The organism is Spirosoma terrae, assembly GCF_010435915.1.
GTDB classification, from domain to species: Bacteria; Bacteroidota; Bacteroidia; order Cytophagales; family Spirosomataceae; genus Spirosoma; species Spirosoma terrae.
This window is the reverse complement of the sequence record NZ_JAAFZH010000008.1, coordinates 274,282-290,661: the sequence shown is the minus strand read 5'-3', so window position 1 is coordinate 290,661 and position 16,380 is coordinate 274,282. Positions and strand designations below refer to the sequence as shown.

Genomic DNA, 16,380 nt, shown 5'->3' with positions numbered 1-16,380 from the left:
TAGATCTTTATCTCTGCCTAGCGTCCCTACTCCTTATCGAATCCCTATTCTACTTGTAACCGATTAGCCGATAGTCGTCCATTTTTATAGTATTACAATAAGCTACTATAAAAACTCTTTCTATAAAACATGATTTTATTGCCCCATTTCGTTAGCTATTTAGTTAATTCTTAGCGGCTAACTAATTATATAGGCACATTTTTTGTCGCTGTTTTACTCAACGTTTAAAGTAAGCTCTTAATGCCATGAATCTGACATTCGGTCAATACCGCATTCTTTTAGCGACACGCTACTGCCTAAATGAAATGCAACTATCGGAACAGACCCATTTTGATAAAACACTCGTCAATTATATTATTACAGGTTTGCTCACCAACGGATTGGTAACGGCAAATGGAAACGAGAGCATTGGTAATCCTAACTATGAACTAACTGAAAGTGGGCTTATTTGCCTTGAAGCATATGAGCGAGCTAATCCAGATTTGATTATTAGCCGCAGCGCTGATGAGTAATACGTAGTGGACGATAAAGGCTTATGTAGCCTGAGATTGGCCCGATCACTAGAATAATACGCGCCTGATAGTATTGTTTCTGCTGTAGACAGACAAAAAGCCGGGTAAACCCGGCTTTAAAATTGTTAATCCGATTACTGATTTTAGTTGTCAGAGGTTATGTATCCAATTTGCAGCTGAACTGCCTTGGCAAAAGCTACTTTATCGGACTTTCGATACTTCTCTACTTGATCAGTTTTAGAGGGCGGACTAAAATCCCTATTGATCTGCTGACAAGCTACCCATAAGTCCTGATTTAGCTTGATTTTGTACTGGCGAATGGGGGTATCTTCCCCAAACCAAAGATTGATAATGTTATTGACAGTTGGTTTAAGAACAACACTCATGATATTATTACTATAACAAGTTTCACAATTAAGGGCTCAAAATTACCTAACGTTCCCATATACGCCAAATAAAAACAATGCAACGGTCAAAAAAGCGGTATGAAATGTTGAATAACTTGATAAAGGGCCTGCTATATACCATAACATACTGCTACATATAGGTATTCTATCAATAATGAATATTCACTTATTTTTGTAGTTCTCAGCTCAGCGTAATATACAATATGGGGGAAACCAACGAATCCAGTGCAGCATTGGCTCAGGAACGGTTCGAATTATTAGCTAAAGCTACGCACGATGCTGTTTGGGATTGGAATTTGATAACCAATGAAGTTTGGTGGAATGAAGGATTTTTAACCCTGTTTGGCTATCCAGCTGGCAGTACCATCGATGGTGCCGATTTCTGGATCGACAAAATTCATCCTGCTGATCAGCAACGCATCCACAATAGCATTTACCAAACCATCAACAGTGGCCAGACAAACTGGTCGGACGAATACCGGTTCCGTAAAGCCGATGGGTCCTACGCCTACGTCCATGATCGGGGGTATACTCTTTTCCAGGATGGAAAAGCAGTACGTATGGTCGGCGCTATGCAGGACATCAGTCAGCAGGTAACGGCCCTGGCCCGTCAGCAGCAGGCCGAACAGCTCAAATTTGTGACCGATAGTTCTTTTACAGCCATTGGCCTGTATTCGATTGTTCGTGATCCGTTAACTGGCGACGTCATCGACCTGCGTTACGAACTCGTTAACCAGATGGCTGAACGAATGACCGGGAAAACGTCTGAAGAATTAGTTGGGAATACGATGCTAACAATTTTTCCTGGCATTGGGCTTAGTGGCGTATGGCTGCAATATAAAGAGTTAGCGCAAACCGGTATTCCACTACGTTACCAGAATCACTACGTCTACGAAGGGTATGATCTTTGGTATGAAGTGCAGGGCATCCGTAACGGCGAGTGGGTCGTATTATCCTTTCTGGATATAACCGAATTAAAGAAAACCCAGCTACAGTTCGAAACGCTCAATCAGGATTTGCTACGTTCCAACGAAAATCTGCAGCAATTTGCTTACATAGCCAGTCATGACCTGCAGGAGCCTTTGCGCAAAATTCAATCGTTCGGCGATATCTTAAAAAGTAATTTTAGTGACGAGTTGGGTAAAGGAGTAGACTACCTGGAACGCATGCAGGCAGCGGCAGCCCGAATGTCGATTCTGATCAAAGATTTATTGAATTATTCGCGCCTGTCAACGTATCACGACAAACTAGCGGCAGTCTCCTTGTCAACGGTTGTTGCTCGGGTTATAGACGATCTGGATTTGAGTATTCAGGAAACAAAAGCAATCATTGAAACAGACGCCTTACCTACCATACTGGGCGATGAATCGCAGTTGCAGCAACTTTTCCAGAATTTATTATCCAATGCACTGAAGTTCCATAAACCCAACGTTACGCCATTCATTCGCGTTACGTCGCAGAAAATAGCGGCAACAGACTTGCCGCCAACCATTAAGCCAGCCCAATGGTCTTCTGCCTATTACCGGATCCGTATCTCGGATAATGGGATTGGCTTCGATGAACAATACTTGAATCGTATATTTCAGGCATTTCAGCGACTCCATACCCGTTCTCAATATGCTGGTACTGGTATAGGCCTGGCCATCTGCGAAAAAGTAGCAAAAAATCATGGTGGCGATATAACCGCATTTAGCCATCCGGGAGAAGGTGCCACCTTTGAGATTTACTTACCAGTGGCATAAACTAAAAACTAGCCAGTTCTTCTACAGAAATACCCCAGGCACACCGAAAATGGCCGAGCGGGCAGGCTGATTTACCGTGGAGATTGCAGGGCTTACACTCAAGCATCTCATTCACCTGTACGACGCGAGATTTTTCGGCCAAGGGGCCAAAGCCAAATTCTGGCACTGTGGAACAGAAAATAGCCGTTGTTGGCGCATTCATGGCCGAACATAAATGCAGCGGTGCCGAGTCATTAACGTAATTCATGACGGCCCTTTCCTGTAGCGCAGCCGACTGCAATAAACTCAGTTTACCGGCCAGATTCACTACGTTACTACGTCCAGCACGGGCAATCATAGCATCGCAGGCAGGCGCATCGGCCGGAGCACCCAACAAATAGATAGACAGATTTGTCGGTATCTGCAGCATCAGCTCAATCCAGCGTTCCTGCGGATACTGCTTGGTAAACCAGACCGAGGTGGGCGACATACAGATATAAGGCCGTTCCTGATACGGCTTCACTACGTTATAATCCGCTTCCGACGGGTAAAGTTTGGGCCGCTGAATCGTTCCATTCACTTGCAGAGGACGTAATAATTCTGCATTCCGTTGAATTTCATGAATACCGGGCTCAATACGATGATCAACCCGATACGTAAAAAATCGGGAAAATGGGTTTTTATTAAAACCAACCGTAATTTTTGCGTTCGACAGAGCCGTTAACAAGCCCGTTGTCCCAAATCGCTGAAGGTTCAGCACTACGTCGTATTGCCGCAAACGAATTGTTTTAAGCAGTTGCCAGAGGCTGCTGTATTTCGCCCCTTTTTTATCCCAGACCAATACCTCGTTCACAAACGGATGATTAGCCAGCAGACTCTCATTACCTTTGCGGACCAATACGTCCAGAATGGCATCGGGCCTTGCCTGATAAAGCTGCTCCAGAAGAGCCGTGGCCAGAATCACATCGCCGATAAAAGCAGTTTGATTGATCAGGAACCGGGGCGAATTGGTTACGGTTATCATTAGTACGCCAGATGCGTCTTGCGACTGCGTCAATTGCTTAAGAATGGAAGATTACGAAGTATATACCCTGCCGAATGGAATTCGGATTGCCCATAAACAAATACCCCATACGCAAATTGCTCATTGCGGTATAATGCTTGACATTGGAAGCCGAGATGAACAACCTCATCAACAGGGCCTAGCTCACTTTTGGGAACATATGGCCTTCAAAGGTACGGAGAAACGTAAATCGTACCATATTATCACACGATTAGAAACGGTTGGTGGTGAATTAAATGCCTATACGACCAAAGAAAAAGTTTGCTTTCATGCCTCAGTATTAGGCGCTCACTTTGAAAAAGCAACGGAATTGCTGGCCGACATTACGTTCCATTCTGTATTTCCCGAAAAACAGATTGAACGGGAACGGGGCGTTATTCTGGAAGAAATGGCCATGTATTACGACTCGCCCGAGGATGCCATTCAGGATGATTTCGATCAGCTGGTTTTTCCGGATCATGCGCTTGGTGGTAATATTCTGGGTACAACCGAAACTGTGAGTTCGTTTCGTCGCGAGGATTTACAGCGGTTTATTGCTGAAAATTACGACACCAACCGGATTGTTTTTGCGTCGGTAAGCAATCTCTCGTTCAAACAGGTTGTCAAAATTGCCGAGAAATACCTCCGCGATGTACCTAGTCAACACTCCAGTCGTCAGCGCAAAACGCCTACGGGTTATGTATCACGCCATACGCGCGTTGAACGGCCCATTACGCAGGCTCAGTGCGCGCTTGGTCGTCCGGCTTACGGGCTGACCGATCCAAGACGATTACCTTTTTTCATGCTTATCAACCTGCTGGGCGGCCCTGGGATGAACTCCCGGTTGAACATGAATCTGCGCGAAAAATATGGTCTGGTGTATTCGATTGATGCCAGCTATACACCGTATCTGGACACAGGGTTTCTGGGTATTTATTTCGGCACCGACCCTAAAAAAGTAGATAAAGCACACTCGTTGATTGGCAAAGAACTGAAACGTCTGCGCGAAGAACCACTTACTACGTTGCAGCTTCATCAAACCAAAGAACAGTTGATTGGGCAGCTGGCAATGGCCGAAGAAAGCAATAATAGCTTTATGCTGATGATGGCTAAAAGTCTGCTCGACATTGACCGCGTTGAAGCACTGAACGATATTTTTAACGATATCAAAGCCGTTACGTCAAGCCAGCTACAAACACTCGCTCAGGACATTTTCGACGAAAGCCAATTCAGTTCTCTTACGTTCGTGCCGGAGAAATAAGTTTTTACGTTTACAGTTTTGGGGCATAGTTTTAAGGGTTCGGAAGTATGACTCACACATAACTTCCGAACCCTATTCGTTTTATTTCAGATCAATTATTCACGTTTTATTTCCCGATGAACAATACGTTTCTACGGTATTTAACTGTTTCTATTACCCTGATCACCAGAGCGTATTCCCAGCCAGCTATTTCTTCTGTTTCAGTACCTGTCTCCCTGTTAACCAAACATGTTTATGCATTAACTGACGATAGTTTCAGAGGCCGTGAAACGGGTACTACAGGTCAACTAAAAGCCGCTCAATATTGTGTACAGTCATTTAGAGCGAGCCATCTGGGATCTGTTTTTCGGGTCGATTCGGCCTATGGTTCTTTTTACCAGCCTTATTTTCTGTCCTATTCAACTATTTCTCTGGTTAAAACCGAAAGAGGGACACTGCCACTCACCTACAAACGGTATGAGCTAGCCCCATCGCCAGTTACCAAATGGGATAGTAGTCAGGTGGTTGCTAGTCACAACGTAGCAGGCCTCCTTATTGGGACAGATCTAAAACAAGAAGTCGTCGTCATTTCGGCCCACTATGATCATCTGGGTTACGTCGAAGGCCGCATCCATCCAGGTGCCGATGATAATGCTTCTGGAACGGCCAGCGTGTTAAGCATAGCATCTGTTTTCGATAGTTTAGCACGCCAGGGTATCCGTAGCCGCAGAACCATTTTGTTTGCGCTCTTTTCGGGAGAAGAAAAGGGCTTATTGGGCTCCAGGTATTTTGTGCATAATAGTCCTATTCCAGTTCAGCAGTTTGCGGGTAATCTGAACATCGATATGGTAGGGCGAATTGATTACAAGCACCGCAAAAAACCAGAATACTGCTACTTGATCGCAGGTCCTAAAGATGACCAACTGCGTAAACTGGTTTCGGCTGCCAATAAGCGTTCTGTTGCTATCGAGCTTGATTATGAGCACGATAGCATGAACGATTCAAAACAATACTTCTATCGCTCTGATCAGTATAATTTTCACAATTTCGGTGTCCCTGCCGTTTTCTTTACAGATGGCGAACATCCGGATTATCATCGGCCAACAGATACAGCAGACCGAATAGATTACCAGATTTTATCCAAACGGGCAACACTGGTTTTTCAAACAGCCTGGCTTCTGGCAAACCCAGATTCCTGACGTAATGAAGAATCAGTGTTGAGTTTACTGTTTTCAGTAGCTGACGCGTCAGCTACTGAAAACAGTAAACTCAAAAACTATAAACTTTAAACTATACCTCAATCCGGAACAGGTGCATAGGCAACACGTAGGGATCTAACTCAACGTAGTTCCATTCGCCTTTCCAGGTATAATACGCTTCTGTCAACAAATCGTGGACGGCGTACGACTGCTCCGGATCGATACCAAGCTGCCAGATCGGAACCTGTACCATAGCCGCCCGACGGTTATAGGCATCCGTATTAACTACGATCAGCAATCGATTATCGCCCGCTGTTTTTACGTAGGCCATAATGGCATCGTCGCTGACATTACAGAATGTGAGGTTGTTCGTCCGTTGCATAGCCGCATTCTCATGCCGAATGCGGTTAACCAACGTAATCAGATACGTCAGCTTATTCGTTTTATTCCAATCCCAGAATCGAATTTCGTATTTCTCCGAATTCAAATATTCTTCTTTATTTGGGAACGGTACGTGTTCCATCAATTCAAACGATGGACCATAAATCCCGTAATTGCTCGACAACGTAGCAGCCAGAAAATAACGGATCAGGAACTGCGGTTCATGTCCAGAATGAAGACTGGGCGGGTTGATGTCGTGCGTAGTAGGCCAAAAATTCGGACGGAAGTAGTATTTCATATCCGTCTGCGTCAGTTCCGTCAGGTATTCCTGCAGTTCCGCTTTCGAATTTCGCCAGGTATAGTACGTATAGGAGTGCGCAAACCCTCGTTTCGCCAGCTCCTGCATCACTTTTGGTTTCGTAAACGCTTCTGACAGGAATATCATATCTGGATACTCCCGCTTCACCTCGGCAATAACCCATTCCCAGAAACCGAATGGTTTTGTGTGCGGATTATCGACCCGGACGATACGTACACCCCACGACGCCCATACGAGCAATACACGTTTGAGTTCTTCCCAAAGGCTTCTCCAATCGTCCGTTTCAAAATAAATCGGGTAAATGTCCTGGTACTTTTTGGGTGGATTTTCGGCGTATTGAATCGTACCATCCGGACGTTTCTTAAACCATTCCGGGTGTTCTATCGCCCACGGATGATCGGGCGAACACTGAATAGCCAGATCCATGGCTACTTCCATACCGTAATTGGCCGCAATAGCAATCAGATGTTTGAAATCCTCTACCGTTCCAAGTTCAGGATGGATCGAATCGTGTCCTCCTTCCGGCGATCCAATGCCATAGGGAACGCCCGGTTCGCCCGGCTGACACGTAACGGAATTGTTTTTTCCCTTGCGATGTGTGGTGCCAATTGGGTGAATGGGTGGCAGATAAAGCACATCGAAACCCATGCCCGAAATACGGGGTAGTAACGCTTCGACGTCTTTGAACGTACCGTGCCGACCTTCTTCTTTTGAGGCTGAACGAGGGAACAGGCAATACCACGTACTGAATCCGGCACGCGCCCGGTCGACTTCTATACCCAATTCGTGCACGTAACGTACTACGTGCTGGCGCTCGGGGTACCGATTGGCGTAGAAGGTAAACTGATCGCTTTCAGCTACAGATACGGCTTCATCATAGCGGTTCTCATCCCGAAACAGAGCAGCCAACTCCCGCAGTGTCTTAACATCCGTCGACTCTTCCGCGACATTTTTTTTACTACTTTTTTTCTTCCCATCTGCCAGCGTGCCGCCCGCCCGAACCAGCATCCCGTCTATGTATTTAGCGCCCGCCAGCAGTTCGCTCGTAATACGTTGCCCATCGGCTACTTTCAGGTGAATTTCGTGCTGCCAGGACCCCGGATGATCGGCCCATCCTTCAATCGTATACAGATACCGACCCTGTTTTTCCACAACGAACGAAGCGCCCCAACGATCGTTGTTCAGCAGCGTCATGGCAGTTTCAGACCAGTTGGCATCGTCACTATGTTTATAAAGCAATACGGCTGATAAATAGTCATGTCCATCCGCAAAGATGTCGGCCTCAACGGCTATTACGTCGCCAGGAACGGCTTTTATAGGGAAACGCCCTCCATCTAATTCAGGCGAAACACGTTCAATAACTACACGAGACTGGCCGGATAGATTAACAGGAATACTCATGAAATCAGTGGTTAGGTTGTCAATAGCAGGGCAATGTTACAAAAAAGCCGGACTCATCGCCCGGCTTTACTCGATCAATCCATTTATTTAGCACCATCATTAGCAGACCAGTCTACAGCAGCTTTACCAACTGCGGCACCCAGTTTAGCCCCATTTTCATTGGCGAATCGAAACTGAGTTCCAGCATACAACCCGGACAAAGTAGCTTCACTCGCCATTGCATTCAGACTTGTCGCTTCATCTGGAAAAATCGCCCCCAATACCGACGTAGCAGCACTGGCAAAGGTGGCCTGCTCCGATACGTAACTCGGCGTATTGGGTATGAGCGTGGTGGTCTTAATGGCTGGATCGATTTGCGAAGGCCGTGGCACAAAATACGTGTACTTTACCGACCAGCAGAGGGCTCCCGCATCCTGCAAAGCCCGATTCATCAGCGCATACGTACGAGCCGCTCTTAACTCATTTTGCCGATACTGATGTACAAATTCCTCAGCAATCAGATTCCAGTGACCGGGAGAGGTGTAGGTACCGGCTCCATCGTCCCATTTGGCTGCTATACTCGACTGCTCACGGGTGCGTGCATTGGCAATCTGCTTCACTTCACCTAAATCTTTCTGAAATTCAGTCGACGTAGTGACCGGAGGCTGACCCACCAGATTTCCACCAGTTGTTACAGTAAACCAGGTTTTCACCTTCCCAGCCAAAGGTAGCAAAGGCGTTCGGGCTGGAATCTGCAAACTCGTCCATTTAACATCATAAGGAGATTGAGCCAACAAGGCTTGCCAGGTATTACCAGGATCGGCGGCACTGCTAAAATTATCCGTCTTAAGATAATCAATCACTTTAGCCATTACGGCCGCACCCAGGTCTTCGCCCGCTTTTACGTCGCTCGGTACGTTAGCGCCGTTCCAGATCCGGCTCTGTTTATGTTCAGCAGCTTTGGTTTTAAGCCAGGCGCTTTCATTTGGAAAAAAGTAAGCCAAAATCTGACACGAGGTTTCGGCAACAACTGCATCTTCTGACGGATACGACGGTACGTTAGCCACGGGCAAACGGGTACTAACTCCCTGATCGACCATCGACGGGCGATTGTATTGGTACTTTGCTTTCCAGGCAACCACCAATCCATCGTATTGAGCCGCACTCAAGGCAGCGTACAGCCGGGCAGCAAACGGCGCACTAGCCGACGAATTTGCTACGTCCTGCGGGTTACTCGATTCGGTATTGTATTTGGCAACCAGCTGACGGGCAATCTGATTCCAGCGTTTTACGCCACCAACGGCCCAGTAATTGATTGCGGTTATTTTCTCCGGTTCCAGCGTTGCCAAACTGTTTTTCACCTGCGCGAATTCGCTTTTATAGGCATCAGACGTAACAGCGTTAGGCTGAGGAACACTGATATCAGCTGTCGATTTCAGTATAATCGTTCGCCAGTTTCCACCGTTGGGATCTGTGGTGGCGGGTTCACTAAAGGGCAAAACCCCTTCATCAATCATGGGCTCTTTACAACTGGCAACCCACAGAAAGAGGACCGTGAAAGAGAGTATAGAAAAAAGCTTGTTCATTCGTAAAAAAGATTAGGACATGGCAGACAGTAACGACTCCCCTACTTCGAGAATCGGCCAAAAACCAGCCCACCCGTCAGCCGGGTCGACTTACCAATATTACGTCCGTCGATGGTTGTGCTATAGCCTGCCGTCAAACCAATCTGCCCAAACAGTTTCAGGTAAACGGTAGCACCTACTTTCGAAAAACCAACCGCGTTGGTTGGGAATGGAATACCAGGAGCTATATCGGTTCCTTTCGTGTATGGAGTCTGTTGCTGATACCAGACATCGGCATAGAAAGGCCGCGTCGCAAAGCCCGTCCGAACAATGAGTTCCGTTACGTCAGGCACATTCACTTTCGACCCACTATTGGGGTTGGCCTGATCAGGTTCGTAATAGTTCACTACACGATCGAGCGTAACCTGTCCGCGTCGGATATAGCCGTATTGGCCGGTCATAAAAAAAGGACCGCCAACAAAGTGCAGCATGGTTCGGCCATCCCAATTGCTGGAACCGCGTCCGATCGCAATTAGCTCATCACTAATATAGTTTTGCATAGGCATCGAGTACCCCAATGCGAACAACCAGGAAAGTCGGGACTTCCCGATCTTATAATCATAGGCCTCCCAACGTAGCGCGGCCGAAACGTCCTGAAAACCTTCCTGTTTTTGCCGATAGCCTGCACTGGCTTCGTTTCGGATATAGGGTGCCGATACAATCAAGTCCAGATCATAGCCTAAGCCAAAGCTTCCATACACGTTTAACACCTGCGACGTTACCGTACCCAGATTCGGATCTTTTGTTTCTGTTTTGTTGATATAATAGGAATCGTAGGTTTCCTGCGAATAGGTTATAGACAGATTAGCCTTGCGGTCGCCACGCATGAAGCCATCGATTAGCCCTTGAGAACGTATCGGTTGAATAACAACCAGCCAGGCTCCAAGAAAGAGTAGTATTGGAATAAATCGCATAAAATGGCTTTAGGCGGGTAAAGGTAGCCCTTGGTCCGAATCGTTCCCAGTAAAAATATGGATTCTGAACCAGCGGTCTGAAGCAATAACGCTCATTACGCAGAAGTCTTATGTACAAATTAGTAAAACGCAACCGGCGCTGAAATGAACCGGACCAGATGGTAAACGTTTTTGTTCAGTTCTCCGGCTAATATGTTCTGTAACCTGAAATCCCCCATTTACGGGTCAATACGAGCCATGTCCGCATCCATTGTGATCCGACTGACAGCAGCACCGTTTAAAGCATAGCTCGATACGGGGACGTAAATTACAGGATAGAAAACGTTGACAATTCGTGCTACCGGGAATAGATTTACGAATGAAGGCTATGGGGATGTAGCCCGGCATTTACTATTCCGAAACTGTGATAGACTTCGATCTGGAAATTTTGATCCGCTTCTTGCTAGCCATTCTCTGGGGGAGCCTTGTTGGCGCCGAACGAGAGTACAGAAGCAAAGCCGCTGGTTTTCGTACAATCATTATGATTTCTATCGGGGCCTGTTTTTTCGCCAACATGTCGGCAGCCATAGGCGGTCCCAACAACCCCGATCGTATTGCCGCCAACATCGTAACGGGAATTGGTTTTCTGGGAGCCGGTGTCATTTTCAAAGCCGACAACCGGATCAATGGTGTAACCACAGCCGCCACAATCTGGGCCGTGGCCGCCGTAGGGCTTGGCATCGGCACGGGTTATTATTTTGCGTCGGCCTGTGGCAGTCTGTTAATTCTGTTCGTGCTGGCCGTATTACCCTCCGTTGAAACGACTATTGATAAATTCAACCAAAGCCGGGAGTTGATTGTGCATTTTTCGGTACGTCAGGATCAAACCGCAGCCTGCGAAGCACTGCTGACGGAACTTTCACTAAAATACCGACCCGTTAAAACCATTAAAGACGACCAGTTACTAAGAGTTAGCTGGCTGGTTCAGGGTAGTGACCAGACGTTTCGAACGCTGCTGGCTCAGTTAAAGACGATGGAAGCGATTCACTATTTCGAACTGTAGACTCGCTGAATCGGGCGTATTGTCTGTATGTTTGAATGAAAATTTACTACGTTATCTGACTTTACTTACTTTTCTTTTTGCCCGACAGAGCCGCTTTTAGTCCGGTTAGCGGATTTAAACCATGTTTCCCGGGTGTCAGCCAGGCGCCTTCTCCGTTTTCATTCCAGGCGTAGAGCAGGCCAATCCGTTCCTGAGTCAGCGACGAATCGTGCGTGTTCATCCAGTTAAGCAGGCCGCTTACCGATTGCTGAACCGATTGGGCCGAAAATCCGGTGAAGTACGGTTTCTCTACGTATTTATTTTTCTCATTCGACCAGGGGCGCGGGTCCCAGCCCATCGTCGATACGGGGATGTAGGGTTTCTTTGCTACGTTCCCCAGTTTGCTCCACAATTGCTGTTCGGCCGAGTGCAACGTATCGATCGGAATAGCCTGGTTAGGTCCTTTAAAGCCAATGCTGTGATAGTTATATCCGGTGATGATGTCTGCGCCCGAACTTTCGGCCTTTGCGATACCATCGGGCGATCCCGCACAAATAGCAATCGATGCACCGGGGAGTCCTGCTTCAACGGCACGCTTTCTTAACTTGTCAAAAGCTACACTGACCGCTTCCGGCGAACCGAAATTTTTGATCAGCGAGGTGAATTCAAAGAAAATGAGCAGCGGTTTGTTAGCTACGCGCATATACTGTGGGTGTTTAAATTCAGCCAGCCAGATATCGGTCAGCTTCTCCCAGTTTTCAGGCCCTACATCAAAGCCGCCGTGGTTGGCAACCAATAAACAGTATTCCAGCTTTTTGACATTCTTGGACTGTTTATACAACGACAAGGCTCTGTTTTCGGGTAGCTCCTCGACAGTACGTCCGTTGCGATGGTACCAGCAGAAACTAAAAAACGAAAGCCCGGCATTAGCCGCCAAGGCAATCTGCTCGTCAACAATCTCTTGCTTACTCGTTACCCATCCCCAAACCGGCTCGCGGTCGGAATAGTTGGTTTTCAGGTCGTCGGTGATATGGAACGTAGTGCCACTCCAGCCGTCAAAGTAGTAAGCGCCAATTTTGTTTTTGCCTTTTTGGGCCAGTAGCTGATTTCCGGTAAAGAAGAGGACCGCTGTGACCAAAATGGTCAGAACAGATCGGGGACGTAGTGAATGCATAAGGGTAAGAGGTGATGAGTTAAAGATGAGTTTATTTCTACTCAAGATTACCACCCCCTGCCCCCTCCTAAAACAGGAGGGAGAACGTACAGAAGATACTCTTCCCCCTCCTGTTTTAGGAGGGGCCGGGGGTGGTAATACATACTTATCGTTTCAGGGCGCGTTCTTCACCTTGTTTAATCAGGTCGACGCCTTCCAGCACAAACCGGGACGTATCCTCTTTGGTCTTTTTATAAAACGGAGAGTACATACTAGCCGAAACGGTCTTTTTGTCCATGTCGAACGAGAGCAGGCGGATATACCCTCCTCCCAGATCTTCGTTCTGATAGTTCTGGAGAATCTGGTAGATTTTATTGCCATTTTCGCCGGTATCCACTTTCAGCGCCGAACTCATTACGTGTCCGCTAAGCACAAACCGAACGTTGGCGTATTTCTTAACCAGCCGATCATACACAACCTGTGGGCTAAAGTCCCCGTATCCAGCGTTACGTGTGTCGATCTCTCCTTTCGTGGTTAAGTGGTAGTGCGTGAGAATAATCACGTTGTAATTGAAATACTCCTTAATAATATCTCCCGCCCAGTTGATCGGCCCCATTCGCGGGCAAAACTCCAGACTGATTACGAGCCAGTTGGTTTGCCCCACTTTAAAGGTGTAGTAGGCGTTGTCGCTCTTATCGGCTTCGTAGCGACCGCGCTGGTGCGTAAACCGGCTGACGGGAAAGTACGAATTGAACTTGTGGGTTTTCCGCAGATTCTGGTTCACGTTGCCCGGAGCTGCACTGCCACTATTGAACCCAACGGCCTCCGTATCGTGATTCCCCAACGTAATGGCATACGGGATATGATGCGCATCGAACACGTCGAACCCCTGGCTGGCGACTTCGAAATGGTCGTAATTATCAAAATTAACGACATCGCCCACGTGTAGAACCATCGGAATATTCAACGAATCTTTATGGTCTACAACCCATTTGATCCGGCTGCTAAACATAGCATGGTTACCGCCAACTTCGCTCTGCGTGTCAGGGAAAACGGGAATGGTAAATTTTTGGGCATATACACTGGTCATGGTGGCCACGCCAGCCAGAACGACCAGGAGAAATCTTGTTATCATGCGAATGGTTATTTGTACGTATTCCCGCCTTTATTTTTTCTGCCCGGAGGCAACCTCTTTAACAACCTTCAGGTAGTCTCCATTGGGGTCTCCTTTGGTCGGAACCAGGTAGCCGCCTTCGCCAAGTTCGTTCCAGGCGTAGATCAATACCATCCGTTCTTTGGGCGTCTGCTCCGGGTGGGTATCCATCCAGGAAACAGCATCGTTCAGGAAGGTTTTGAACTGTTCGGGTGTCCGACCGGTATAATACCAGCCCTGTTTGGCGCCCCCTTTACCGTTGCCACTGGCATCTTCCCAGGGACGTTTATCCCAGCCCACAATCACCGTCGGGATATAAGGCTGTTGGGCAGACCCTTGCCACTTGCTACGTTGCGCATCGGCCAATTCGCTGTAGGGGTGTTCCTGCGAACCTGCCGAATAACCCGGTATTACGTTATAGTGAGTTGTTACGTTAAAATTCTTCCCCGTTGTATTGCCACATCCCGCAATCGTCAGTCCGGTTAGTCCGCTTTTCTGAGCAACCTCCTGCATACCGACCAAATCAGCATTTTCGATGCCCTTTGCGTTGAAAACAACCACCAGCGGTTTAGAATCAACCTTAGCGTATTGCGGGTCATTAAAATACTGCATCCAGTGCTCGGTCGCTTTTTGCCAGTTTTCGGTACCGACAATTTCAGCCCCCTGATGATTGGCAACAAGAAGGGCAAACTTGATTCGGTTTTTGTTTTTCGCCTTCAGATACCGCATCATGCTTTCATGCTGGGGCAGACTGGCGATTTTTTCCGGGTTGAAGGGGCCGTTGGCATCGCGCCAGTACCAGCAGAATAGAAAAAACTCGATACCGTTATCAGCCGCCAAATCGATTTGCCGCTCCATGATTTCCTGCGAATCATTCCGCCAGCCCCATATCGGCTCTCGGTCGGCAAATTCATTCAGCATCCGTTTGGTAACCTGCCGGGGTGCCGTTTTTGCCCAGGGTTCGTTCGGATCATCGGCTTTGGGGTTTTTGCCGCCCCACCCGTCATAATAATAGGCGCCAACGCTAATTGGCTTCTTCGCCGTTTGACCATACAGTCGAGCTGCAATCCCGCTCAGGCAGACCAGCATGACTACCGAAAGCAATCGTATTGGTTGAATTTTCATAACGTTACGTACTGAAGTGCACCTAGTTTAGAGTATTTCAAACTGATGTTTTTGTCATGCTGACCGGTCAGCATGACAAAAAATACGATACAGTTTAGATGAGCCACTTATCTATCGAAACCCATTACTTCGTAATCACTGGCTGAAAAACTTCCAGTACTACGCCCCGATCCCGGATAACCAGCGTATCGGTTGCCGAATAGGTATTGGCACCTTGCTGGAATTGATACGTCAGGTGAATGGCGTCCCGTTTTTTGTTACCCCACTCGTCGGCATCGTCGAGAAACTTCCCGCTGCCGGTCACCTGAAAAGCAGAACCGGGGTTGCTACGTACGGTACAATCATTGCCGGTAAAAGTCAACAACAGGCTCACTGTTCCTTTAATCGCCGTGGAGTTCACGTTACCCGCCAGCGTAACCTGATTCTTGCTTTTTGTCGTCAGGTTCCAGACTTCGTTTTTCTCGATGAATTGAGTCCGGTACGTAGTTGACTCGATTGTCAGACCGGCTGCATCTTTCACCGTGCTTTTGCCCCGACGGAAATAACTACCATGAAACGGATTGATAAATTTGACGGCAAACATGGTAAAGTCCTTAGGCACTACGTCCCAATTGCTAACGATTCGGGGATCGGGCTGCGCTAAAGACGATTTACCTTTGAGCAATGAGTCTAAGCCCACCACTTCCTTGATACGTACCGGCAATACGTACGCCAGCTTGGTGGCCAGCGTATCATCAAAAAATTCGTCTTTCAATTGAACCGCAATATTTCCGTTGAATTCGCCCGCCGGAATAATTAGCTGATCGGTCGAACTCAGCGTGTAATATTTTTCTGGCAGGGGGTATATAGGCTGATTGCTAGAGGCAAATTTTGCCTGATTACAAAGGCTGTTATCGACCTGAATCTTGAAAACCCGATCCTTCGTATTCGCATACACCCCGCCCATGGCTGCCGATATCAGAAATTTATGGTTGTTATCGTTGGTGTTATCGTATATGTAGTCGCCAAGAACCAGCGTCCGAACGGGGTACTGATACGGAAAGTAACCCGATGTATAGTTGTAATCGGGAAACACAATTTCCTGATTTTTACAGGCATACAACCCAGCCAGTAAAACAAGTAGGAGCAAAATCTTTTTCATGTCGGATCGCTTGTAATGATTTTTCCGAATTTCTGATGACAATGATT

Annotated in this window: 14 protein-coding genes; 5 read left to right on the top strand and 9 right to left on the bottom strand. The window is 47.3% G+C overall.

The genetic code is table 11. The annotated features are described in order from the left end of the window. Window positions 1-245: 245 nt before the first annotated feature. The gene (locus GK108_RS18700; protein ID WP_163951860.1) at window positions 246-512 is read left to right on the top strand and encodes a hypothetical protein; all 267 of its coding nucleotides are present in this window, start codon (window positions 246-248) and stop codon (window positions 510-512) included. Window positions 513-655: 143 nt separating this feature from the next. Here GK108_RS18700 and GK108_RS18695 read toward each other — a convergent pair whose 3' ends face one another. Next, window positions 656-898, bottom strand: a complete 243-nt coding sequence (locus GK108_RS18695; RefSeq protein WP_163951858.1) for a hypothetical protein — start codon at window positions 896-898, stop codon at window positions 656-658. A 224-nt stretch (window positions 899-1,122) separates the two neighbouring features. Between GK108_RS18695 and GK108_RS18690 the strand changes: the two genes are divergently transcribed. After that, on the top strand, window positions 1,123-2,661 hold the full coding sequence (locus GK108_RS18690; protein WP_212592834.1) for a sensor histidine kinase: 1,539 nt from the start codon (window positions 1,123-1,125) through the stop codon (window positions 2,659-2,661). A gap of 1 nt (window position 2,662) precedes the next feature. Here GK108_RS18690 and GK108_RS18685 read toward each other — a convergent pair whose 3' ends face one another. Then, window positions 2,663-3,664 carry a glycosyltransferase family 9 protein gene (locus GK108_RS18685; protein WP_163951892.1) on the bottom strand — a complete coding sequence of 334 codons (1,002 nt, stop codon included), beginning with the start codon at window positions 3,662-3,664 and terminating at the stop codon, window positions 2,663-2,665. A 43-nt stretch (window positions 3,665-3,707) separates the two neighbouring features. Here GK108_RS18685 and GK108_RS18680 point away from each other — a divergent pair, with 43 nt between their 5' ends. Then, window positions 3,708-4,943 carry a M16 family metallopeptidase gene (locus GK108_RS18680; protein WP_163951856.1) on the top strand — a complete coding sequence of 412 codons (1,236 nt, stop codon included), beginning with the start codon at window positions 3,708-3,710 and terminating at the stop codon, window positions 4,941-4,943. A gap of 116 nt (window positions 4,944-5,059) precedes the next feature. Further along, complete coding sequence (locus GK108_RS18675) at window positions 5,060-6,121, top strand: M28 family peptidase (protein WP_163951854.1); 1,062 nt, start codon at window positions 5,060-5,062, stop codon at window positions 6,119-6,121. Window positions 6,122-6,212: 91 nt separating this feature from the next. On the opposite strand, the gene GK108_RS18670 is transcribed toward GK108_RS18675, so the two are convergent. From GK108_RS18670 to GK108_RS18660, 3 genes are all read right to left on the bottom strand, one after another. Beyond that, window positions 6,213-8,222: an alpha-1,4-glucan--maltose-1-phosphate maltosyltransferase gene (locus GK108_RS18670; RefSeq protein WP_163951852.1), complete on the bottom strand. Its 2,010-nt coding sequence runs from the start codon at window positions 8,220-8,222 to the stop codon at window positions 6,213-6,215. An 83-nt stretch (window positions 8,223-8,305) separates the two neighbouring features. Then, window positions 8,306-9,787, bottom strand: a complete 1,482-nt coding sequence (locus GK108_RS18665) for a phosphatase PAP2 family protein (RefSeq protein WP_163951851.1) — start codon at window positions 9,785-9,787, stop codon at window positions 8,306-8,308. 41 nt (window positions 9,788-9,828) lie between these two features. Continuing rightward, window positions 9,829-10,740, bottom strand: a complete 912-nt coding sequence (locus GK108_RS18660) for a hypothetical protein (protein WP_163951849.1) — start codon at window positions 10,738-10,740, stop codon at window positions 9,829-9,831. Window positions 10,741-11,143: 403 nt separating this feature from the next. On the opposite strand from GK108_RS18660, the gene GK108_RS18655 reads away from it, so the two are divergent. Next, window positions 11,144-11,782: an MgtC/SapB family protein gene (locus GK108_RS18655; protein WP_317166547.1), complete on the top strand. Its 639-nt coding sequence runs from the start codon at window positions 11,144-11,146 to the stop codon at window positions 11,780-11,782. 61 nt (window positions 11,783-11,843) lie between these two features. Here the strand turns inward: GK108_RS18655 and GK108_RS18650 are convergent, their stop codons facing one another. The 4 genes from GK108_RS18650 to GK108_RS18635 all read right to left on the bottom strand — a co-directional run bounded on the left by GK108_RS18650 (window position 11,844) and on the right by GK108_RS18635 (window position 16,333). Continuing rightward, window positions 11,844-12,935, bottom strand: coding sequence for a glycoside hydrolase family 99-like domain-containing protein (locus tag GK108_RS18650; protein ID WP_163951847.1), 1,092 nt, complete (start codon window positions 12,933-12,935; stop codon window positions 11,844-11,846). 145 nt (window positions 12,936-13,080) lie between these two features. After that, window positions 13,081-14,049 carry a metallophosphoesterase gene (locus GK108_RS18645; RefSeq protein WP_170305406.1) on the bottom strand — a complete coding sequence of 323 codons (969 nt, stop codon included), beginning with the start codon at window positions 14,047-14,049 and terminating at the stop codon, window positions 13,081-13,083. Window positions 14,050-14,079: 30 nt separating this feature from the next. Next, window positions 14,080-15,192, bottom strand: coding sequence for a glycoside hydrolase family 99-like domain-containing protein (locus tag GK108_RS18640; RefSeq protein ID WP_163951845.1), 1,113 nt, complete (start codon window positions 15,190-15,192; stop codon window positions 14,080-14,082). Window positions 15,193-15,316: 124 nt separating this feature from the next. After that, window positions 15,317-16,333, bottom strand: coding sequence for a DUF5627 domain-containing protein (locus GK108_RS18635; RefSeq protein WP_163951843.1), 1,017 nt, complete (start codon window positions 16,331-16,333; stop codon window positions 15,317-15,319). Between the last annotated feature and the right edge of the window lie 47 nt (window positions 16,334-16,380).